At 70.7% G+C, this 19,409-nt stretch carries 25 protein-coding genes; 5 read left to right on the plus strand and 20 right to left on the minus strand.

The features are described from left to right. Window positions 1-40: 40 nt before the first annotated feature. The 6 genes from BLT28_RS19005 to BLT28_RS19030 form a co-directional block, all read right to left on the minus strand. Window positions 41-670, minus strand: a complete 630-nt coding sequence (locus tag BLT28_RS19005) for a Uma2 family endonuclease (protein ID WP_322789359.1) — start codon at window positions 668-670, stop codon at window positions 41-43. Window positions 671-773: 103 nt separating this feature from the next. Continuing rightward, window positions 774-1,565, minus strand: a complete 792-nt coding sequence (gene trpA / locus BLT28_RS19010) for a tryptophan synthase subunit alpha (RefSeq protein WP_407638821.1) — start codon at window positions 1,563-1,565, stop codon at window positions 774-776. Then, window positions 1,562-2,785, minus strand: coding sequence for a tryptophan synthase subunit beta (gene trpB / locus BLT28_RS19015; protein WP_030430926.1), 1,224 nt, complete (start codon window positions 2,783-2,785; stop codon window positions 1,562-1,564). Before trpB ends, trpA begins: the two co-directional genes overlap by 4 nt. 14 nt (window positions 2,786-2,799) lie before the next feature. Further along, window positions 2,800-3,609: an indole-3-glycerol phosphate synthase TrpC gene (gene trpC, locus BLT28_RS19020; RefSeq protein ID WP_030430925.1), complete on the minus strand. Its 810-nt coding sequence runs from the start codon at window positions 3,607-3,609 to the stop codon at window positions 2,800-2,802. Window positions 3,610-3,796: 187 nt separating this feature from the next. Further along, complete coding sequence (locus BLT28_RS19025) at window positions 3,797-4,324, minus strand: Trp biosynthesis-associated membrane protein (protein WP_030430924.1); 528 nt, start codon at window positions 4,322-4,324, stop codon at window positions 3,797-3,799. Next, window positions 4,317-5,864 (minus strand): anthranilate synthase component I, encoded by a 1,548-nt coding sequence (locus tag BLT28_RS19030; protein WP_030430923.1) that lies wholly within the window; start codon window positions 5,862-5,864, stop codon window positions 4,317-4,319. Before BLT28_RS19030 ends, BLT28_RS19025 begins: the two co-directional genes overlap by 8 nt. An 80-nt stretch (window positions 5,865-5,944) precedes the next feature. On the opposite strand from BLT28_RS19030, the gene BLT28_RS19035 reads away from it, so the two are divergent. After that, the gene (locus BLT28_RS19035; RefSeq protein ID WP_030430922.1) at window positions 5,945-6,574 is read left to right on the plus strand and encodes a TetR/AcrR family transcriptional regulator; all 630 of its coding nucleotides are present in this window, start codon (window positions 5,945-5,947) and stop codon (window positions 6,572-6,574) included. Here the strand turns inward: BLT28_RS19035 and BLT28_RS19040 are convergent. From BLT28_RS19040 to hisF, 4 genes are all read right to left on the minus strand, one after another. Then, window positions 6,555-6,941: an RlpA-like double-psi beta-barrel domain-containing protein gene (locus BLT28_RS19040; protein WP_063766622.1), complete on the minus strand. Its 387-nt coding sequence runs from the start codon at window positions 6,939-6,941 to the stop codon at window positions 6,555-6,557. The two genes, BLT28_RS19035 and BLT28_RS19040, sit on opposite strands and share 20 nt — an antisense overlap. Window positions 6,942-7,009: 68 nt before the next feature. After that, a complete protein-coding gene (gene hisI / locus BLT28_RS19045) occupies window positions 7,010-7,363 on the minus strand; it encodes a phosphoribosyl-AMP cyclohydrolase (protein WP_030430920.1) in 354 nt (117 codons plus the stop codon). Beyond that, complete coding sequence (locus BLT28_RS19050; RefSeq protein WP_030430919.1) at window positions 7,360-7,719, minus strand: hypothetical protein; 360 nt, start codon at window positions 7,717-7,719, stop codon at window positions 7,360-7,362. Before BLT28_RS19050 ends, hisI begins: the two co-directional genes overlap by 4 nt. Then, window positions 7,716-8,489 (minus strand): imidazole glycerol phosphate synthase subunit HisF, encoded by a 774-nt coding sequence (gene hisF / locus BLT28_RS19055; RefSeq protein ID WP_030430918.1) that lies wholly within the window; start codon window positions 8,487-8,489, stop codon window positions 7,716-7,718. Before hisF ends, BLT28_RS19050 begins: the two co-directional genes overlap by 4 nt. Before the next feature lie 220 nt (window positions 8,490-8,709). Here hisF and BLT28_RS19060 point away from each other — a divergent pair, with 220 nt between their 5' ends. Further along, a complete protein-coding gene (locus tag BLT28_RS19060; protein ID WP_030430917.1) occupies window positions 8,710-9,414 on the plus strand; it encodes a Clp protease N-terminal domain-containing protein in 705 nt (234 codons plus the stop codon). On the opposite strand, the gene priA is transcribed toward BLT28_RS19060, so the two are convergent. The 4 genes from priA to BLT28_RS19080 all read right to left on the minus strand — a co-directional run bounded on the left by priA (window position 9,411) and on the right by BLT28_RS19080 (window position 12,571). Beyond that, the gene (gene priA / locus BLT28_RS19065) at window positions 9,411-10,142 is read right to left on the minus strand and encodes a bifunctional 1-(5-phosphoribosyl)-5-((5-phosphoribosylamino)methylideneamino)imidazole-4-carboxamide isomerase/phosphoribosylanthranilate isomerase PriA (RefSeq protein ID WP_030430916.1); all 732 of its coding nucleotides are present in this window, start codon (window positions 10,140-10,142) and stop codon (window positions 9,411-9,413) included. The two genes, BLT28_RS19060 and priA, sit on opposite strands and share 4 nt — an antisense overlap. Before the next feature lie 14 nt (window positions 10,143-10,156). Further along, window positions 10,157-10,786 carry an imidazole glycerol phosphate synthase subunit HisH gene (gene hisH, locus BLT28_RS19070; protein WP_030430915.1) on the minus strand — a complete coding sequence of 210 codons (630 nt, stop codon included), beginning with the start codon at window positions 10,784-10,786 and terminating at the stop codon, window positions 10,157-10,159. A gap of 145 nt (window positions 10,787-10,931) precedes the next feature. Then, on the minus strand, window positions 10,932-11,873 hold the full coding sequence (locus tag BLT28_RS19075) for a transketolase family protein (protein WP_407638730.1): 942 nt from the start codon (window positions 11,871-11,873) through the stop codon (window positions 10,932-10,934). Further along, entirely contained in the window at window positions 11,870-12,571 is a 702-nt protein-coding gene (locus tag BLT28_RS19080) for a thiamine pyrophosphate-dependent enzyme (RefSeq protein ID WP_030430913.1), read from the minus strand. Before BLT28_RS19080 ends, BLT28_RS19075 begins: the two co-directional genes overlap by 4 nt. A gap of 54 nt (window positions 12,572-12,625) precedes the next feature. Between BLT28_RS19080 and soxR the strand changes: the two genes are divergently transcribed. After that, window positions 12,626-13,090, plus strand: a complete 465-nt coding sequence (gene soxR / locus BLT28_RS19085) for a redox-sensitive transcriptional activator SoxR (protein WP_030430912.1) — start codon at window positions 12,626-12,628, stop codon at window positions 13,088-13,090. Window positions 13,091-13,113: 23 nt separating this feature from the next. Here soxR and BLT28_RS19090 read toward each other — a convergent pair whose 3' ends face one another. Continuing rightward, complete coding sequence (locus BLT28_RS19090) at window positions 13,114-13,479, minus strand: peptidase inhibitor family I36 protein (RefSeq protein WP_081900463.1); 366 nt, start codon at window positions 13,477-13,479, stop codon at window positions 13,114-13,116. 127 nt (window positions 13,480-13,606) lie between these two features. Here BLT28_RS19090 and BLT28_RS19095 point away from each other — a divergent pair, with 127 nt between their 5' ends. Next, window positions 13,607-14,137 (plus strand): RNA 2'-phosphotransferase, encoded by a 531-nt coding sequence (locus BLT28_RS19095; protein WP_030430910.1) that lies wholly within the window; start codon window positions 13,607-13,609, stop codon window positions 14,135-14,137. Here the strand turns inward: BLT28_RS19095 and BLT28_RS40965 are convergent. The 5 genes from BLT28_RS40965 to hisD all read right to left on the minus strand — a co-directional run bounded on the left by BLT28_RS40965 (window position 14,134) and on the right by hisD (window position 17,862). Then, window positions 14,134-14,292, minus strand: a complete 159-nt coding sequence (locus BLT28_RS40965) for a hypothetical protein (RefSeq protein ID WP_169748581.1) — start codon at window positions 14,290-14,292, stop codon at window positions 14,134-14,136. The two genes, BLT28_RS19095 and BLT28_RS40965, sit on opposite strands and share 4 nt — an antisense overlap. 43 nt (window positions 14,293-14,335) lie before the next feature. Beyond that, window positions 14,336-14,704: a peptidase inhibitor family I36 protein gene (locus tag BLT28_RS19100; protein WP_081900462.1), complete on the minus strand. Its 369-nt coding sequence runs from the start codon at window positions 14,702-14,704 to the stop codon at window positions 14,336-14,338. 124 nt (window positions 14,705-14,828) lie between these two features. After that, window positions 14,829-15,428: an imidazoleglycerol-phosphate dehydratase HisB gene (hisB, locus tag BLT28_RS19105; RefSeq protein ID WP_030430908.1), complete on the minus strand. Its 600-nt coding sequence runs from the start codon at window positions 15,426-15,428 to the stop codon at window positions 14,829-14,831. Then, the gene (locus BLT28_RS19110) at window positions 15,425-16,540 is read right to left on the minus strand and encodes a histidinol-phosphate transaminase (protein ID WP_030430907.1); all 1,116 of its coding nucleotides are present in this window, start codon (window positions 16,538-16,540) and stop codon (window positions 15,425-15,427) included. Before BLT28_RS19110 ends, hisB begins: the two co-directional genes overlap by 4 nt. Next, entirely contained in the window at window positions 16,537-17,862 is a 1,326-nt protein-coding gene (gene hisD / locus BLT28_RS19115) for a histidinol dehydrogenase (RefSeq protein WP_030430906.1), read from the minus strand. The genes BLT28_RS19110 and hisD overlap by 4 nt, the downstream gene beginning before the upstream one ends. A gap of 219 nt (window positions 17,863-18,081) precedes the next feature. Here hisD and BLT28_RS19120 point away from each other — a divergent pair, with 219 nt between their 5' ends. Next, the gene (locus BLT28_RS19120; protein WP_052407584.1) at window positions 18,082-19,380 is read left to right on the plus strand and encodes a M14 family metallopeptidase; all 1,299 of its coding nucleotides are present in this window, start codon (window positions 18,082-18,084) and stop codon (window positions 19,378-19,380) included. Window positions 19,381-19,409: the final 29 nt, after the last annotated feature.

Genomic DNA, 19,409 nt, shown 5'->3' on the forward strand with positions numbered 1-19,409 from the left:
CTCACCGTAGCCGCTGCCGCTCAGCCCGCCAGGCCCGGGTTCACCGTTGCAGATCCACCAGCACCGGGAACGGGCGTTCCCACTTCAGCACCCCGTCGTCACTGCGCGCCATCTCTCGGTAGCCGGCCCCGTCGAACTCGTAGGCGATGGCCGACACCGGCTCGGCGACCGGGTCCACGATGACGAAGAACGGAATGGCCGCTTCGGCGTACAACTGGCGCTTGAGGGCGCGGTCGAAGGCCCGTGAGGACGGGGACAGGACTTCCGCGGCCATGAGGATGTCGGTCGCGTCGAAGTAGACGGCGTCCGCTCCCGGGTTCGTCGTCACCACGAGATCGGGAATGAGCAGTCGCTCCCCGTTCAGCACGACGTTGACGCCGGGCAGTGTTTCGCACTCCGGCGGTGTGGCCGCGAGGAGCCCGACTTGAAGACGTTGCAGGACACGCTGGTGCTGTCTCCGGGCGCAGGGCTCACGACGACGGTCCCGTCGATGAGCTCGACTCGCTGCCCTTGGTCCTCGGGCAGTGCGAGGACCTCGTCGAGCGTCCAGCGTTGCGGGTGCTGCGGGAACGTCTCCGCTGGTGCTGCCACTGCGGGTCACCTCCGGTGTCGGCCCGGCGTCCAGTCTGACATGCCGGGCCGAAGGTGGTTGTCGGCATGACATCACCATGTCGCCAGCACCGGCAGTCCCCGGCCTCAAGCGGCTCGTACAGCTGATCGAAGGGCACTTTGCGCCAGGGGCGACCAGGAAACGCCCATCTCCGGGACGAACGTCAGGCGGTGACGGGGGTGCGGTGGGTGGCGGAGGAGAGTTCGGTCGCCAGGGCGCGGACGGCGGCCTCGCCGGAGGAGACGGCGTTGACGAACGCGGAGCCCACGATCACGCCGTCGGCGAACGCCGCGACCTCGGCCGCCTGCGGGCCGGAGCGGACGCCGAGACCGACGCCGATCGGCAGGTCGGTGTGCGCCCGGGTGCGTTCGACCAGCCGCGGCGCCTGGCTGCTCACGGCGTCGCGGGCGCCGGTGACGCCCATGATCGAGGCGGCGTAGAGGAACCCGCTGCTGGCCGCCGCGGTCTTGGAGATCCGCTCCTCGGTGGAGGAGGGTGCCACCAGGAAGATGCGGTCGAGGCCGTGCGCGGCCGAGGCGGCCAGCCAGTCCTCGGCCTCGTCCGGGATCAGGTCGGGGGTGATCAGCCCGAGCCCGCCCGCGGCCGCGAGATCGCGGGCGAAGGCGTCCACGCCGTAGCGGTGCACCGGGTTCCAGTAGGTCATCACGACCGCGCGCCCACCCGCCGCGGAGATCGACTCCACCGTGGTGAACAGGTCGCGCACCCGGAAACCGTTGCGCAGCGCGGTGTCCGCGGCGGCCTGGATGGTCGGGCCGTCCATCACCGGGTCGGAGAACGGCAGGCCGACCTCGACCAGGTCGCAGCCAGCGTCGAGCATCGCCGTGAGGTACTGCGTGGAGCCCTCGACGGTCGGGAAGCCCGCGGGCAGGTAGCCGATCAGGGCAGCGCGGTCGGCTGCCCGGCAGTCGGCGAACATCTGCGCCAGAGACATCAGGCGTTCTCCCCCACGAGGTCGAAGTACTGGGCGGCGGTGTCCATGTCCTTGTCGCCGCGCCCGGACAGGCACACCAGGATCACGCCCTCCTGACCGAGCTCGTGGCCGAGCTTCAGCGCGCCCGCGAGCGCGTGCGAGGACTCGATCGCCGGGATGATGCCCTCGGTGCGGGAGAGCAGGCGCAGCGCCTCCATGGCCTCCGCGTCGGTCACCGCGCGGTACTCGGCGCGGCCGATGTCCTTGAGGTAGGAGTGCTCGGGGCCGACACCGGGGTAGTCCAGGCCCGCCGAGATCGAGTACGCCTCGGTGACCTGCCCGTCGGCGTCCTGGAGCAGGTAGGAGAACGCGCCGTGCAGCACGCCCGGCTCACCCTCGGTCAGCGTCGCCCCGTGCTCGCCGGTGTCCACGCCCTTGCCCGCGGGCTCCAGGCCGACCAGCCGGACGTCGGGGTCGTCGAGGAAGCCGTGGAAGATGCCGATCGCGTTGGAGCCGCCGCCGACGCAGGCCGCGACCACGTCGGGCAGGCGCCCCACCTGGTCGAGCATCTGGGCGCGGGCCTCGGCGCCGATCACCTTGTGGAAGTTGCGCACCATCATCGGGAACGGGTGCGGGCCCGCCGCGGTGCCGAGCAGGTAGTGGGTGTCGTCGACGTTGGCCACCCAGTCGCGCAGCGCCTCGTTGATGGCGTCCTTCAGCGTGCGGGAGCCGGTCTTGACCGGGATGACCTCCGCGCCGAGCAGCTTCATCCGCGCCACGTTGAGCGCCTGCCGCTCGGTGTCGACCTCGCCCATGTAGACCACGCAGTCGAGGTCCAGCAGCGCGCACGCGGTCGCGGTGGCCACGCCGTGCTGGCCCGCGCCGGTCTCGGCGATGACCCGCTTCTTGCCCATCCGCTTGGTCAGCAGCGCCTGGCCCAGCACGTTGTTGATCTTGTGCGAGCCGGTGTGGTTGAGGTCCTCGCGCTTGAGGAAGATCCGCGCCCCGCCCGCGTGCTCGGCGAACTTCGGCGCCTCGGTGAGCAGCGACGGCCGGTTGGCGTACTCGCGGAGCAGCCGCTCGAACTCGGTGACGAAGTCCGGGTCGACCCGTGCCTTGTCGTAGAAGGTGGCCAGCTCGTCGATCGCGGCCATCAGCGCCTCGGGCATGTACCGGCCGCCGTAGGGGCCGAAGTGCCCGCGATCGTCGGGCCCGTGCTTGTCGCGGTCCTCGTCGTGGGTCATGGGGGCGCGTCTCCTCAACGGCTCGGGCGGGGGCATGCGGGGTGCGAGCCCGCGGTGACCAGCTGGGTCACCGCGCTGCGCGGGTTGCCGCTGGTCACCAGGCCCTCACCGACCAGGACGGCGTCCGCGCCGAAGCCCGCGTAGGTCATCAGGTCGCCGGGGCCGCGCACACCGGACTCGGCGATCTTGATGACCTCGCTGGGCAGTCCGGGCGCGATCCGGCCGAAGCAGTCGCGGTCGACCTCCAGCGTGGTCAGGTCGCGGGCGTTGACGCCGATCACCTGGGCGCCCGCCTCCAGCGCGCGGTCGGCCTCCTCGGCGGTGTGCACCTCGACCAGCGCGGTCATCCCCAGCGACTCCGCGCGGTCCAGCAACGCCTCCAGCACGTTCTGCTCCAGCGCGGCCACGATCAGCAGGATCATGTCCGCGCCGTGCGCCCGCGCCTCGTGGATCTGGTACGGGCTGACCATGAAGTCCTTGCGCAGCAAGGGAACGTCGACCGCGGTGCGGACGGCGTCGAGGTCGGCGAGCGAGCCGCCGAAGCGGCGCTCCTCGGTGAGCACGCTGATCACCCGCGCGCCACCGGCCTCGTAGTCGCGGGCCAGTTCGGCCGGGTCGGAGATGCCCGCCAGCTCGCCCTTGGACGGGCTGCGGCGCTTGACCTCCGCGATCACGCCGACCCCGGGCGCGCGCAGCGCGGCCATCACGTCCCTGGGCGGGGCCGCCTGCGCGGCCAGGTCCTTGATCTCCGACAGGGGTGTCCGGGCTTCGCGGGCGGCCAGGTCGGCGCGGACGCCTTCGAGAATCGACTCCAGGACGTTCACGCGCACTCCTCCGCATGATCCGTTCGTCCGGCGCGGCCGTTGCTGGCTCGTTCCGGCGCTCGAATCGGTTCGTTGCTGCCGCACCCGATAGCGACCGTCCCCATCACGGTGGCCGTGAGGCGTTCATGGATGCTAACTCTCAGGCGGTGCCGCTTCCGGTCTGGGGTCACCGAATCCGTCCTGGCTGTCAAGGGTCTTTCCGGGCTGTGACGGTGGGATCACTCCCCGAGTCCAACGCCTCCCACACCTCCCGGTCGGGATCGGCGGCCCTGGCGTTACTCCCGGTGTCGTAACGGGCACCGAGCGCGGGCATCCGCGCACCGCCGACCAGCACGATCAACCCGGCCGCGAGCAGCAGTGCCAGTCCGGCCAGCCCGAGCAGCGGTCCCACCGCGGTCACCGTCGCCGCGTAGCCGACCCACAGCGCGATCCCGCCGACGGCCAGCAGCGCCAGCAGCCCGCCGACCACCCGGCGCAGCACGCCCGAGGTCGCGATGGCCCCGGCGATCCCGGCGAGGCTCAGCAGCGCCAACGGGATCAGCGCGGGCACCTGGTCGGCGCCGGTCGGCTGGTCCCGCGCGGAGCGCAGCGCCGAACTCGCGTCGGCGAACCACGCCACCGAGGAGGAGCCCCACAGCAGCCCCGCCGCGGCGAGCAACAGCAGCACGACCGTCCACAAGAGACCGCGGGCGGGCCGGGCCGCGTGCTCAGGCACCGCCGCTCCCGTCGACGGCCAGCGCCATCGTGTCGGCGGTGGCGATCGCCGAGAGAACAGCGCGGGCCTTGTTCAGGCACTCCTGGTCTTCGGAGATCGGGTCGGAGTCGGCGACGATGCCCGCCCCGGCCTGCACGTAGGCCACGCCGTCGCGCACCAGGGCGGTGCGGATGGCGATGGCGGTGTCGGCGTCGCCCGCGAAGTCGAGGTAGCCGACGACGCCGCCGTAGAGGCCGCGCCGGGTCGGCTCCAGCTCCTCGATCAGCTCCATCGCGCGCGGTTTCGGCGCCCCGGAGAGGGTTCCCGCCGGGAAGCAGGCCGCGACCGCGTCGAAGGCGGTGCGCCCCTCGGCGAGCTGGCCGGTCACCGTGGACACGATGTGCATGACGTGGCTGTAGCGCTCGATGCGGAAGAAGTCGACCACGGTGACCGAGCCCGGCGTGCAGACGCGGCCGAGGTCGTTGCGGGCCAGGTCGACCAGCATCAGGTGCTCGGCGCGCTCCTTCTCGTCGTGCAGCAGGTCCTTGGCCAGCAGCGCGTCCTCCTCCTCGTCGGCGCCGCGCCAGCGCGTCCCGGCGATCGGGTGCGTCGTCGCCTTGCCGTCGCGGACGGTGACCAGCGCCTCCGGGCTGGAGCCGACGATCGCGAAGCCGTCGAGGTTGAGCAGGTACATGTACGGGCTGGGGTTGGTGGTGCGCAGGACCCGGTAGATGTCCAGCGGGTCGGCCGCCGTCTCCAGCTCGAACCGCTGCGAGACGACGATCTGGAACGCCTCGCCCGCGTGGATCGCCTCCTTGGCCTTCTCCACGGCCGCGGTGTAGTCGGCGGTGCTGCGGCGGCGGGTGAAGCGGGGCTCCGGGCGGGAGAAGACCGCAGCGCTGGGCGCGGCGGAGGTGCACAGCCGCGCGGTCATGTCGTCCAGGCGCGCGACGGCCTCGTCGTAGGCGGCGTCGACCCGCTCGTCGGTGTCGTCCCAGTTGATCGCGTTGGCGATGAGCGTGATCGTGCCCTCGTGGTGGTCCATCGCGGCGAGGTCCATCGCCAGCAGCATGACCAGCTCGGGGATCTCCAGGTCGCCCTCGGCCAGCTCCGGCAGCGCCTCCAGCCTGCGCACCACGTCGTAGCCGAGGTAGCCGACCATGCCGCCGGTCAGCGGGGGCATGCCGGGCAGCGCGTCGGTGTGCAGCAGCCGCATGGTCTCGCGCAACGCCACCAGCGGGTCGCCGTCCCTCGGCAGGCCGACCGGCGGCGTTCCGGTCCACGTCGCGTGGCCGTCCACCACGGTCAGCGCGGCGGGGCTGTGCGCGCCGACGAAGGACCAGCGCGACCACGAACGGCCGTTCTCGGCGGACTCGAACAGGAAGGTGCCGGGCCGGGCGGCGCCCAGCTTGCGGTAGACGCCGACCGGGGTCTCCCCGTCGGCGAGCAGCCGCCGCACCACCGGGATGACGCGGCGGTCCCTGGCGAGTTCGCGGAACTCCTCGCGGCTGGGGCTGATCTCCCCCATCGCGGTCCTGCCGGGCGCGAGCACACTGACCATGGGGACATTCTGCCCGGTCGTTGACTGGGGGCGTGACCGCGGCCCATTATTTCCACAAGCGTTGAATACGGATGGTGGAGATGAGCACCGGGACCGAGAGTACGTCACCGCGCAGGCGCGGGCGGCGGCCCGCGGGCGAGGACACCCGCCGCGCGCTGTTGGACGCGGCCCGCCGGTCCTTCGCCGAGCACGGCTTCGCCGGGGCGACCGTGCGCGCGATCGCCGCGGAGGCCGGGGTGGACGCGGCGATGGTCAACCACTGGTTCGGCGGCAAGGAGGGCTTGTTCGCCAGCGCCATGGAGCTGCCGCTGGACCCGAAGCGCGTCGGCGAGATCCTGCTGACCGGACCGCTGGAGCAGATGGGCGAGCGCATCGTGCGCACGTTCCTCGGCGTCTGGGACGGCGCGGGCGGCGGGGCGTTCGTCGCGCTGATGCGCAGCGCCTCCAGCAACGAGACCGCGGCGCGGATGCTGCGGGAGTTCATCTCCACACTGGTGTTCGGGCCGATCGCGCGGAGGGTCGGGCCGGACCGGCCGGCGCTGCGCGCCGCGTTGTGCGGCACGCAGATCGCCGGCCTCGGCATGGTCCGCTACGTGATCAAGCTGGAGCCGCTCGCCTCGGCCGACCACGACACCCTCGCCGCCGCGGTCGCGCCGAACCTGCAGCGCTACCTCACCGGCGACATCGGGCCTACTTCCACTCCCACTTGATGTCGATGTTCCCCCGGCTCAGCGGGGCGAGCTTCTTGAACGCCTTCTCGCTGAGGTCGAAGTGGGCTTTGGAACACCCCGGACACTTGTCCTTCACGCTCACCGTGACCGACTTGCCACCGTAAGTGACCTTCAGTTTCTTCTTGCAGATCGGATCATTGTTGGGATCACCCGATCCGAACCAGGAGTCGGACACCGCGACCAGCAGCTGCGTCCTGGCGTTGATGTGATCTCCGCAGGCCCCGGCGCCGGAGAGGTTGTAGTACGTGGCGTTTCCGGACTTCGCCGCGGCGAAGGCGGGAGCATTGCCGACACCGGCGAACAGGATCGCGCACAGAGCGGCGGCAAACAGGGAGGACCGCTTCATGACGCCCAGTCTCGCCATAGGAACGACATTCGCGAGACCGATTAACCGTTCCTGAAGCGAAGAAAACTCTATTCGACTGAATCCGAAAGAAGAATATCCGTGTCGAAACAGGTTCGCGTTCCGGTGTGACAGGCCACGCCTTTTTGGTCGACGATGAGCAGAACCGTGTCACCGTCGCAGTCCAGCCGCACCTCGTGCACGTACTGCGTGTTCCCGGAGGTCTCACCCTTGACCCAGTAGGACTGGCGGCTGCGCGAGTAGTACGTGGCTTTGCGCGTGGTCAGCGTGCGGTACAGCGCCTCGCCGTCCATCCACGCCACCATCAGCACCTCGCCGGTGCCGCGCTGCTGGGCGACCGCGCAGAACAGGCCGTCGGCGTTGCTCCGCAGCCGTTCGGCGAGCTTCGGGTCCAGTTTGCTCACGGTCTCTCCAGGAACTTCCGCATCGGGCCGGTGTTCAGCAACACCACAGCGTAGACGTGTGCCGCACCAACGATTCCGGACACGATCCGGGCCAGGCCCGGCCCGTCGCCGAGCACGATCAGCAGGTGCAGCAGCGCGGCGAAGACCGCGACCGCCGTCGCGCCCGCCTTGGCGATCCGGATGCGGGTGAGCAGGCTCGCGGCCGCGACGAGGACGAGCACGAGCAGCACCGTCGGCAGCACGAGCAGGTCGGCCCCGCCTTCGGCCGCCCACCGGAGGACGCCCGCGCCCAGGAAGACGAGTTCCGCGCCGACCAGGCAGGCGAGGATCGCCCACAGTTCGACCGGGCGCTTCACCGGACCGTCACTCCCGCCGCGCGCAGGCCGTCCTTGACCTCGCCGACCCGCAACTGTCCAAAGTGGAACACGCTGGCCGCGAGGACCGCGTTCGCGCCTGCGGCGACGGCGGGCGGGAAGTGCTCGACCGCACCCGCTCCCCCGCTGGCGATCAGCGGCACCGACACGGCGGCGCGCACGAGCCGCAGCAGCTCCAGGTCGAACCCTGCCTTGGTGCCGTCGGCGTCCATGGAGTTCAACAGGATCTCGCCGACGCCGAGTTCCTGGCCGCGCGCGGCCCATTCCACCGCGCAGATCCCGGTGCCGCGCCTGCCGCCGTGGGTGGTGACCTCGAACCCGGACGCGGTGGGCTGCGCGCCTTCCGGCACGCGGCGCGCGTCGACGGAGAGCACGACGCACTGGGCACCGAAGCGCTCGGACGCCTCGCGCAGCAGCTCCGGCCGCGCGATGGCCGCCGTGTTCAGGCTGACCTTGTCCGCGCCCGCGCGCAGCAGCTTGTCGACATCGTCGACTTCGCGCACCCCGCCGCCGACCGTGAGCGGGATGAACACCTGCTCCGCGGTGCGGCGCACCACGTCATAGGTGGTTTCCCGGCTCCCGGACGAGGCCGTGATGTCGAGGAAGGTCAGCTCGTCCGCGCCCTCGGCGTCGTAGGTCCGCGCCAGCTCCACGGGATCGCCCGCGTCGACGAGGTTCGTGAAGTTGACGCCCTTCACCACGCGCCCGTTGTCGACGTCCAGACAGGGGATCACTCGCACCGCAACCGTCACACCAAGAGCCTACGGTGCCCGCCCCCTCCTCCGACCCGCCCCCGGCGTGAGACGAATTCCGCCCAACCCCCCGCCAGAACCACTCCGAACTGGCTTTTTCCGGGGCGTTCGAGCGACGATCGTGGAGGGGTGCCCCCGGGCGGGTGGGGGCTGTTCAGGGGGCGGCGAATGCGTCAACTCGTGGTTGACGATTCGCCGATCGTCAACCTACAGTTGACGCATGACTCCAGCACCGGCACGACTCGACGACCTGATCACCTACGTCAAGACCCAGTACCCGGACGGCACGCCGCTGGACCACCTCAGCGTGGCCGTGCTGACCGCGGAACGCCTCGGCGAACTCGCCGACCACCTGATCGGCCACTTCGTGGACCAGGCCCGCCGCGGCGGCGCGTCCTGGACGGAGATCGGCCAGAGCATGGGCGTGTCCAAGCAGGCGGCGCAGAAGCGCTTCGTGCCCAAGGACATGGACAAGATGACCATGGACAGCTTCGCCCGCTACACCGACGACGCCCGCAAGGTCCTGGTGTACGCGCAGGAGGAGGCCAAGTCCGCGGGCAACCCGGAGATCGGCACGGAGCACATCCTGCTCGGCCTGCTGCACGCACCGGAGGCACTGGCCGCACGCGCGCTGGCCGCCGAGGGCGCGAGCGAGCAGACCGTCCGCGCGGCGGTGGAGCGGGTGCTCCCCCCGGCGCAGCAGGAGGTCCCCGAGCAGATCCCGTTCACCGCGAACGCCAAGAAGGTCATCCAGCTGACGCTGCGGGAGTCCTTGCGGCACAACAGCAAGCACATCGGCACCGAGCACCTGTTGCTGGCGCTGATGCGCGCGGAGTCGGGGACGGGCGCGAAGGTCGTCGCGGATCTCGGCATCTCACGCCAGGCGGTGGAGGACCGAATCCACGCCGAGCTGCAGCAGAGCTAGCGCACCGCCGCCAGTGCCTCGGGAAGCGTGAAAGCCTTGGCGTAGAGGGCCTTGCCGACGATGGCGCCCTCCAGGCCGACCGGGGCAAGCTCGGCCAGCGCCCGCAGGTCGTCCACACTGGACACTCCACCGGAGGCGATCACCGGCTTGTCCGTGCGGGCGCAGATCTCGCGCAGCAGTTCCACGTTGGGCCCCTGGAGCGTTCCGTCCTTGGACACGTCGGTGACGACGTAGCGGGAGCAACCGTCCCGTTCGAGGCGCTCCAGGACCTCCCACAGGTCTCCACCGTCAGAGGTCCACCCGCGACCCTTGAGCCGGTGGCCCTCCTCGGTGATCCGCACGTCGAGGCCCACGGCCACCTGTTCCCCGTGCGCGGCAAGGACTTTCGCGCACCACTCGGGGTCCTCCAGTGCCGCCGTGCCCAGGTTCACCCGCGCGCAGCCGGTGCCGAGCGCGGCGGCCAGCGAGGCGTCGTCGCGGATGCCGCCGGACAGCTCGACCTTCACGTCCAGCTCGGCGATCATCGCCGCGAGCAGCGCCCGGTTGTCGCCGCGCCCGAAGGCGGCGTCGAGGTCGACGAGGTGGATCCACTCGGCGCCGCCGTCCTGCCAGGCCAGGGCCGCCTCCAGCGGGGTGCCGTAGGCGGTCTCGGTGCCCGCCTCACCCTGGGTGAGCCGGACGGCCTTGCCGTCGACCACGTCGACGGCCGGGAACAGCGTGAAAGTCACGGGACTACCTTCTGCTAGAGCGTGTTCAGCCAGTTGCGCAGGATGTGCGCGCCGGCGTCGCCGGATTTCTCCGGGTGGAACTGGGTGGCCCACAGCGGCCCGTTCTCCACCGCGGCGACGAAGTCCTCCCCGTGGTGGGCCCAGGTCACCAGCGGCGGGGTGAACGCGCCGTCCGCGTCCAGCTCCCACTTGCGCACGCCGAAGGAGTGCACGAAGTAGAACCGGGCGTCCGCGTCGAGCCCGGCGAAGAACTGCGAGCCCTCCGGAGCGCGAACGGTGTTCCAGCCCATGTGCGGCAGGACGTCGGCGTGCAGCCGCTCCACGGTGCCCGGCCACTCGCCGCAGCCCTCGTCGGTGACCCCGTGCTCGACGCCGCGCTCGAACAGTGCCTGCATCCCCACGCAGATACCGAGGACGGGGCGTCCGCCCGCCAGCCGCTCGCCGATGATGCGCGGCCCCTGGACCGAGCGCAGTCCCGCCATGCACGCGCCGAAAGCGCCGACTCCGGGAACCACCAGGCCGTCCGCCGCGAGTGCGGCACGATGGTCCGCGGTCACCTCGACGTCGGCACCGACGCGGCGCAGAGCGCGTTCGGCGGAACGGAGGTTGCCGGAGCCATAGTCGAGCACGACGACGCGGGACACGCCCCCAGGCTAGTCGTCACCCCCGCCCGCTCGCGAACCCGTTCCCCTCACCCGTGACCCCCGCCACGCGGGTTTACGCACTGAATGAGTCGTTGAGGTACTTGAACGCACCGAATGACTCATTCAGTGCATCACCGCCCCGGGCTCAGCCCAGGAACTGGGTGATGGAGTGGTGCAGGCCGGCGGGGTCGAGGCCGTGGATCACGTCGTGCTGCTCCGCGGTGCCGTAGGCGCGGACCTCGTTGTCGCGGTGCACGCCCAGCGAGAGCAGCCGGTGCGGGACGTCGGCCAGGGCGGTGCCGACCTCGTGCGCCGACGTGCCCTGGAGGTAGGGCTCCACCAGAACCACGTTCGCGTTCGCGCCCACGGCTTCGCGCAGCCCGGCGTGGTCGAAGGGCCGCACGGTGGCCGCGTAGAGCACAGTAACGTCCACAGTGGACGTTGCGGCGAGCACGGAGTCCAGGGTCGGCCCGACCGCGACGACGACGCCCTTGCTCCCGAGGCGCACCGGGATGAAGCCCGCGTCCGTCGGGTAGGCCCGCGCGTTGCGGCGCGTGGACAGGCGCAGGTACACGCGGTCGTCCCCGGCAAGGGCCTCGGTCAGCAGCGAGCGGACCTCGTCCTGGTGGCCAGGCACGTGGACCGTCCAGCCGGGGAGCGTGTCGATCAGGGCGACGTCACCGGGGGCCTGGTGGGTCCGCCCCCACACGGGGTCGTCGTAGGAGGCGCCGATGCTGACCAGGACCGCGCCGACGTCCTGGTGCCCCAGGTCCAGCTTGATCTGCTCGAAGGGCCGCTCGATCAGGAACGGCGTGTAGCTGTGCGCCACCGGCCGCAGCCCGGTCAGCGCCATCCCTCCGGCGACGCCGATCATGGCCTGCTCGCGGATGCCCACGTTGACCACGCGCTCCGGGTGCCTGGACCGGGCCTCGGCGAAGTTGCCCGCCGAGATGTCGGCGGTCACCACGGCGATCCGCGGGTCGGTGTCCATGGCGGCGGTGACGGTCTCGACGAAGGTCTCGCGCATGGTGACGTCACCGGACATCAGCGCCTGCTCGGTCTTCCCGGCGAAATCGGCGGCGGTCATTCCGCACCTTCTTCCCTGATCACGGCGACCACGGCGCGCGCGCGGCCGGGGTGCTCCTCGGTGAACGCGTGGTAGAGCGCTTCCTGGTCCCGGCCGTCGACGGAGACGGTGTCCCAGCCCTCGACGGCGAAGCGGGTGGCCATGCCGCCGGGCCAGCCGTGGCTGGCGGAGCCGTTGTCGATGGCCACCACGGTCAGCTGCTCCAGGCCGAGGCGGCCGGCCAGCGCGATGGCCTCGTGGTTGCTGCCCTCGTCGAACTCGCCGTCGCCGACCAGCACGACCACCCTGGGCTCGGTCCGGCCCTGGGCGCGCAGCCCGAGCACCTGGCCGACGCCGAGTGCCAGGCCGTGTCCGAGCGAACCCGCGCCGATCTCCACGCCGGGCACCAGCACGCGGTCGGGGTGCTGGCCCAGCGGCGAGCCGAAATCGGTCCAGTCGTCCAAAGTGGACGGATCGAGGAAGCCCTTCGCGGCCAGCACCGCGTAGTAGGCCATCGGCCCGTGCCCCTTGGAGAGCAGGAAACGGTCCCGGTCCGGGTCGTCGACCCGCTCGGGCGAGACGTTCAGCACGCGGTCGTAGAGCGTCCAGAGGGTGGGCAGCGTGGAGGTGGCCGCCCACTCGTGCTTCTCGTCCCCGGTCATCCGCCGGAACAGGGCGGGCAGTTCCGCCCAACCCCTTCGCAAGGTCCCCTGTGTCATGGGAACACGGTGCAACCTCGACTTAGCTGGAGGTCAAGCACTAGGGTGCGGAGCATGGCGGAGGTGCCCAAATGGCTGACGATCGGCGATGTGGCCGCGCGCAGCGGTGTCCCGCACACCGCGTTGCGCTTCTACGAGGACAAGGGCCTGATCACCTCGGAGCGCACCGCGGGCAACCAGCGCCGCTACGCCCGCTCGGTGCTGCGCAGGCTGGCGTTCATCCGCTCCGCGCAACGGGTCGGGCTCACCCTGGAGGACGTGCGCGACGCGCTCGCGACGCTGCCGGACAACCGCACGCCGACGAAGGCGGACTGGAGCCGCTTGTCCCGGTCGTGGGACAAGGAGCTGGAGATCCGCATCGACGCGCTGCAGCGGCTGCGCGAGCGCCTGGCGTCGTGCATCGGCTGCGGTTGCCTGTCGCTGAAGGCGTGCGGGCTCTACAACGAGAACGACGAGCAGGCGAAGTTCGGCCCCGGAGCGCACAAGCTCAAGCCCGCGGCCGAGGGTGGCCGGGACTGAAGCCAGCCACCCACCACGACAGCTCAGGTCACCAGGTAGCTCTCGGCGTCATCGTTGAAGTCGCTGAGGCTGGCGAGTTCAGCTCCCGACCCCACCGCGTAGGCCCTGCCCTGGCAGTTGTCCTCGCTGTAGAGGTAGATGAGGCGACCCGAGCGGTTCCACACGGAGCTGATCTCGTTGTCACCGTTCCACCCGGGGATCTCCCGGCAGCCGGCGATCATCGGCTCGTCGACATAGCGGTCGCCGACGTAGTTCGCGTCCTCCCACATGCAGATGTCGTTGCGGCAGTCGTTCTTCGCCTTCGCCGAGGCGGGCGCGACGCCGGCCAGCATCGTGCCCGCGACCACGAGAACCGCGACAGCGGCACGGCGAACTCTTCCCTCGAACATGAATCTCCATTCTCACAATCTCGCTGACAGCAAGACGATCGCCCGAACCGTAGGCGCGGGAAATGTGAAGCCCAACGCAGTTCAGCGACACGCGAATCGCACTTGCGCAGGATGCTGCACTGGTGCCATGAACCGAACAAGACTCGTGAGCGTGTCCAAGCGGATGTCCCGCCACCTCCGCCACGCCCCCGAAGAGATCGGCATCACCCTGGACGCGGCGGGCTGGGTGGACGTCGCCGACCTGCTCGCGGCGCTGCGCATCTCCCGCGAGGAACTGGAAGCCGTGGTGGCGGGCAACGACAAGCGCCGCTTCGCCTTCGACGAGACCGGCGAGCGCATCCGCGCCAGCCAGGGCCACAGCGTCGCCGTGGACCTGGGACTGGAACCGGCGGAGCCGCCCGCGGTGCTCTACCACGGCACTGTCGAGCGTTTCCTGTCCGCGATCCTCGAAGAGGGTCTACGGCCGATGAAGCGGCACGCCGTGCACCTGTCGGCGGACGTCGAGACCGCGCGCCGCGTGGGCAGCCGCCGCGGCTCACCCACGATCCTGGTGGTCGACGCCGCCGCGATGGCCGCGGACGGTCACACCTTCCACCGCAGCGCCAACGGTGTCTGGCTCACCGACGCCGTTCCGCCGCGCTACCTCAAGCGGACTTAGACCGTCGACATCCACCAGGCCACGGCGCCCGCGCCCGCGAGGACGGCGCCGACCAGCAGCAGGACCGCGACGAGCTTCATCGACTTCCACAGCGTGTACGCGCCACCGATGAGGAAACCGGCGAGGGCGAGCAGGGCGATGTACACGAAGTCCATGCGCGCAGGTTAGAGCACGCCCGTCAGTGCCCGTCCGGCGCCGTCACTCGAACCTGTAGCTCTCCGCCTCGTTGTCGAAGTCCTGCTCATCGAGATCCGGGTGGTACCAGCGCCCGCACACGTACAGGCTCCTGCCCTGACAGTTGTCATCGGCGAAAAGCCTGACGACGCGCCCGGTCTGGTTGTGCAGGGAAGAGATCTCGTTGTCGCCGTTCCACCCGTTGATGTCCCTGCAACCGGCCTCCACCGACGCCTGGACGTAGAGCGACCCCTGGTACCACTCGTCTTCCCACATGCAGAGCTTGCCGTCGCAACCGACCTGCGCGGCCGACGCGGGCGCGACGCCGGTCAGCATCGCGCCGACGACGGCGAGAACCGCGACGGCGGAACGCAGCATTCTTCTCCCGGACATGGCTCTCCATTCGCCGGTGGACAATTCGCCCGAAGCGTAGGAGCGGCAAATGTGAAACCACACGCGCTTCAGCGGCGAATGAACCGTGCGAGCATTTCCAGGAATCCAAACGATTTCGGGAGGGTCAGAGCACGCCCTTGGTGGACGGGATGCCGGTGACCCTCGGGTCGCGCTCCACCGCCGCGCGCAGCGCCCGCGCGATCGCCTTGAACTGCGCCTCGGTGATGTGGTGCGGGTCGCGGCCGTGGATCACGCGCACGTGCAGCGCGATGCGCGCGTGGAAGGCCAGCGACTCGAACACGTGCCGGTTGAGCACGGCCGGGTAGTTGTTGCCGATGGTGTAGCCGGCCAGCAGGTCGGGCTCGCCGACGTGCACGCAGTACGGCCGCCCGGAGACGTCGACCGCGGCGTGCGCCAGGGTTTCGTCCATCGGGATCCACGCGTCGCCGAAACGGCGAATGCCCGCGGCGTCGCCGATCGCCTCGCGCAGGGCCTGGCCGAGCACGATCGCGGTGTCCTCGACGGTGTGGTGGGCGTCGATCTCCACGTCCCCGGTCGCGCGCACCACCAGGTCGAAGGACGCGTGCGCGCCGAGCGCGGTCAGCATGTGGTCGAAGAACGGCACCCCGGTGCTGACGTCGACCTTGCCCGCGCCGTCCAGGTCCAGCTCGACGTGGATCGAGGACTCCTTGGTCGTGCGCTCGATCTTGGCGATCCGGTTCACCGCTGCACCTCCGTTGCCACTTCCTTGCTCGCGGCCAGGAAGGCGTCGTTCTCGTCGGGGACCCCGATGGTCACCCGCAGGTGGCCCGCGACGCCGATCTCCCTGATCAGCACTCCACGGTCCAAATAGGACTTCCAGGCGGCCTGCGCGTCGCCGAACCGTCCGAAGAGGACGAAGTTGGCGTCGCTCGGCACCACGGAGAAACCCATACCGGTCAAGGCTTCCACCACGCGGTCGCGCTCGGCGGCCAGCGCCGCGACCGAACCGAGGGTGGCGTCCGCGTGCCGCAGCGAGGCCAGCGCCGCGGCCTGCGTCAACGAGGACAGGTGGTACGGCAGCCGGACCAGTTGCAGCGCGTCCACCACCGCGGGCGCCGCGGCCAGGTAGCCCAGCCGCCCGCCGGCGAAGGCGAACGCCTTGCTCATCGTGCGGGAGACGATCAACCGGCCGCCCAGCTGCCCGATCAGCTCGACGGCGCTGGGCTGGGCGGAGAACTCGGCGTACGCCTCGTCCACCACGACCATGCCCGGGGCCACCGCGACCAGCCTGCGCAGGTCCTCGGCCGGGATGGACTGCCCGGTCGGGTTGTTCGGGCTGGTCAGGAACACGACGTCCGGCTGCCGGTCGTGAATCAGCTGAACAGCCGCGTCGGCGTCCAGCGAGAAGTCGGCGCGGCGCGGCGCGGACAGCCACTCCGTGCGCGTCCCGGCGGCGATGATCGGATGCATCGAGTACGACGGTTCGAAGCCGACCGCCACGCGTCCCGGACCGCCGAACGCCTGCAGGATCTGCTGCAGGATCTCGTTGGAACCGTTGGCGGCCCACACGTTCTCGCGAGCGAGCGCGACGCCGGTCGCCCGGCTCAGGTACTCCGCGAGCGCCGTGCGCAGCTCGATCGCGTCCCGGTCCGGGTAGCGGTGCAGCTGCTCGGCGGCCTTGCGGGTCGCCTCGGCGACGTCGGCGACGAGCGCGGGCGGCGGCGGATACGGGTTCTCGTTGGTGTTGAGCCGAACCGCGACGTCCAGCTGCGGCGCACCGTACGGCGAGCGCCCGCGCAGGTCCTCGCGCAGCGGCAGGCCGTCGAGGGTGAACTCCGAGCCCAGGACGCTCATGTCGCACCACCGCCGAAGCGCGCGGTGACGGCCTGGCCGTGCGCGGGCAGGTCCTCGGCGTTGGCCAGGGCCACCACCTGGGACGCCACGTCGGCCAGCGCCTCGCGGGTGTACTCCACGACGTGGATGCCGCGGAGGAAGGTCTGCACGCTCAGCCCGGAGGAGTGCCGCGCGCAGCCACCGGTGGGCAGCACGTGGTTGGAGCCCGCGCAGTAGTCGCCGAGCGAGACCGGCGAGTACGGGCCGACGAAGATCGCCCCGGCGGAGCGCACGCGCGCGGCCACCTCACCGGCGTTCACCGTCTGGATCTCCAGGTGCTCGGCGGCGTAGGTGTCCACCACCCGCAGCCCCTCGTCCACAGTGGACACGAGCAGGCAGCCGGACTGCTTGCCGCTCAACGCGGTGCGCACGCGCTCGGTGTGCTTGGTCGCCGCGACCTGGGCGGCCAGCTGCGCGTCGACGGCGTCGGCCAGCTCCTCGGAGGTCGTCACCAGCACGCTGGCGGCCTGCGGGTCGTGCTCGGCCTGGCTGATCAGGTCGGCCGCCACGTGCACGGGGTCGGCGGTGTGGTCGGCCAGGATCGCGATCTCGGTCGGGCCCGCCTCGGAGTCGATGCCGATCAGCCCGCGCAGCAGCCGCTTGGCGGCGGTGAGGTAGATGTTGCCCGGCCCGGTGACAGTGTCCACCGGCTCCAGCGCCGCGCCGTCGGTGTCCACACCGCCGTAGGCCATCAGCGCGGCGGCCTGCGCACCGCCGACCGCCCACACCTCGGTGACGTCGAGCAGCGCACACGCGGCGAGCACGGCCGGGTGCGGCAGCCCGCCGAACGCGGCCTGGGGCGGCGAGCACACGACGAGCGACTCGACGCCCGCCACCTGCGCGGGCACCACGTTCATGCCCACGGAGGACGGGTAGACCGCGAGGCCGCCGGGCACGTAGAGGCCGACGCGGGCGACGGGCACCCAGCGCTCGGTGACGGTACCGCCAGGCGCGACGCGGGTGGTGGTGTCGGTGCGGCGCTGGTCGGCGTGCACCAGGCGGGCGCGCGCGGTGGAGGTCTCCAGCGCCTCGCGCACGGCCGGGTCCAGCTCGTCCAGCGCGCGCTCCAGCTCGGCCTCGGGTACGCGCACGCGCGCGGGGCGCACCTTGTCGAAGCGCTCGGCGAACTCCAGCACGGCCTCGACGCCGCGGTCGCGCACCGCGTCCACCACCGGTCGCACCTGATGCAGCACGGCGTCCACGTCGACCTCGGCGCGCGGCAGGGAGGCACGCAGCTCGGCGGCGGACGGAACGCGACCACGGAGGTCGATGCGGCTCAGCATGGAGAGGCAGTCCTTAGGGTCGGTGGTTTTCGCTGGTCCCAGCCTAGGCGGTGGCCCACTCGGAGCAGAACCGAGATCGGTGTGCGCTGCGTCAACCTGGCCACTCGGACGGGCTACAGCCCATAGGACGCTTCTATTCCTCCGAAGTTATGTCTTGTCGACTCTCCGTGATCTGAGCCACGCTGCATCGATCACACTCCGTCAACGTTCGGAGGCTTGATGTTGACAAGAACCAGGCGGGCCCTGCTCGCGGTGGCTTTCGGCGCCTGCGCGGCGCTGGCCGCCTCGATCCCCGCCGTTGCCACAGCGACCCCTGCACCCGTGGCGAACCAGCAGCAGACCCAGACCGACGACCGCGCCGTCTACCTGGTGCGCGGCACCGCCACCGTGGAACAGCGCACGGCGGTGGCGAACACGGGGATCGACGTCCTCGGGTTCGACGGCGCCGCGATGACGGTGATCGGTTCCCCTGCCGAGATCGCGGACCTGCGCGCGAAGGGTTTCCAGGTCGAGCTCCACTCGCGGCTGCCGAAGGCCCCCGACGGCCCCGGCATCAGCGACTTCCCGTCCGGCTACACCGGCTACCACAACCTGGCCGAGCTGAACGCGGAGCTGAACAAGTCGGTCGCGAACTTCCCCGCGCTGGCCAAGCTCTCCAGCATCGGCAAGAGCCACGAGGGCCGCGACCTCAGCCTGATCAAGATCAGTGACAACGTCGGCACCGACGAGAACGAGCCGGAGGTGCTGTTCACCTGCGGGCAGCACGCCCGTGAGCACCTGACCATCGAGATGTGCCTGCGCATCGTGCAGCGCCTCACCTCCACCTACGCGACCGACGCGGCGGTGAAGCGCTACGTCGACTCGCGGGAGATCTGGATCGTCTCCAACGTCAACCCGGACGGGTCGGAGTACGACGTGGCCAGCGGCCAGTTCCGCAGCTGGCGCAAGAACCGCCAGGCGCCCAACGGCACCGACCTCAACCGCAACTGGGACTACAAGTGGGGCTGCTGCGGCGGTTCCTCCGGCAGCACCGGCAGCGAGACCTACCGCGGCCCGTCGGCGTTCTCCGCGCCGGAGACGCAGCGCGTCCGCGACTTCGTGAACTCGCGGGTGGTCGGCGGCAAGCAGCAGATCACCACGCACATCGACTGGCACACCTACTCGGAGCTGATCCTGTGGCCCTTCGGCTACACGACGGCCGACACCGCTCCGGGCCTGGACGCCGACCAGCAGCGGGCCTTCGCCACGCTGGGCCGCCAGATGGCCCAGACCAACGGCTACACGCCGCAGCAGAGCAGTGACCTCTACATCACCGACGGCAGCATCGGCGACTGGATGTGGGGCGTGCACAAGATCTGGAGCTACACCTTCGAGATGTACCCGAAGAACGCGTGGGGCGGCGGTTTCTACCCGAGGGACACCGTGATCGCCGCGGAGACCTCGCGCAACGACAAGGCCGTCAACCTGCTCCTGGAGTACGCCGACTGCGTGCCCCGGGTGATCGGCAAGACCTGCTAGGGCGGTTTCCCGCCCGAGGTGCTCGGTTC

Source organism: Allokutzneria albata, from assembly GCF_900103775.1.
Taxonomy (GTDB): domain Bacteria; phylum Actinomycetota; class Actinomycetes; order Mycobacteriales; family Pseudonocardiaceae; genus Allokutzneria; species Allokutzneria albata.

Excerpts from the sequence above, each read along its gene's own strand:
- BLT28_RS19005 (WP_322789359.1), bottom strand. The coding sequence starts at position 670 with ATGGTGATGTCATGCCGACAACCACCTTCGGCCCGGCATGTCAGACTG.
- trpB (WP_030430926.1), bottom strand. The coding sequence starts at position 2,785 with ATGACCCACGACGAGGACCGCGACAAGCACGGGCCCGACGATCGCGGG.
- BLT28_RS19030 (WP_030430923.1), bottom strand. The coding sequence starts at position 5,864 with ATGGTCAGTGTGCTCGCGCCCGGCAGGACCGCGATGGGGGAGATCAGC.
- BLT28_RS19035 (WP_030430922.1), top strand. The coding sequence starts at position 5,945 with ATGAGCACCGGGACCGAGAGTACGTCACCGCGCAGGCGCGGGCGGCGG.
- BLT28_RS19040 (WP_063766622.1), bottom strand. The coding sequence starts at position 6,941 with ATGAAGCGGTCCTCCCTGTTTGCCGCCGCTCTGTGCGCGATCCTGTTC.
- BLT28_RS19060 (WP_030430917.1), top strand. The coding sequence starts at position 8,710 with ATGACTCCAGCACCGGCACGACTCGACGACCTGATCACCTACGTCAAG.
- BLT28_RS19075 (WP_407638730.1), bottom strand. The coding sequence starts at position 11,873 with ATGACCGCCGCCGATTTCGCCGGGAAGACCGAGCAGGCGCTGATGTCC.
- BLT28_RS19080 (WP_030430913.1), bottom strand. The coding sequence starts at position 12,571 with ATGACACAGGGGACCTTGCGAAGGGGTTGGGCGGAACTGCCCGCCCTG.
- soxR (WP_030430912.1), top strand. The coding sequence starts at position 12,626 with ATGGCGGAGGTGCCCAAATGGCTGACGATCGGCGATGTGGCCGCGCGC.
- BLT28_RS19090 (WP_081900463.1), bottom strand. The coding sequence starts at position 13,479 with ATGTTCGAGGGAAGAGTTCGCCGTGCCGCTGTCGCGGTTCTCGTGGTC.
- BLT28_RS19095 (WP_030430910.1), top strand. The coding sequence starts at position 13,607 with ATGAACCGAACAAGACTCGTGAGCGTGTCCAAGCGGATGTCCCGCCAC.
- BLT28_RS40965 (WP_169748581.1), bottom strand. The coding sequence starts at position 14,292 with ATGGACTTCGTGTACATCGCCCTGCTCGCCCTCGCCGGTTTCCTCATC.
- BLT28_RS19100 (WP_081900462.1), bottom strand. The coding sequence starts at position 14,704 with ATGTCCGGGAGAAGAATGCTGCGTTCCGCCGTCGCGGTTCTCGCCGTC.
- BLT28_RS19110 (WP_030430907.1), bottom strand. The coding sequence starts at position 16,540 with ATGAGCGTCCTGGGCTCGGAGTTCACCCTCGACGGCCTGCCGCTGCGC.
- hisD (WP_030430906.1), bottom strand. The coding sequence starts at position 17,862 with ATGCTGAGCCGCATCGACCTCCGTGGTCGCGTTCCGTCCGCCGCCGAG.
- BLT28_RS19120 (WP_052407584.1), top strand. The coding sequence starts at position 18,082 with ATGTTGACAAGAACCAGGCGGGCCCTGCTCGCGGTGGCTTTCGGCGCC.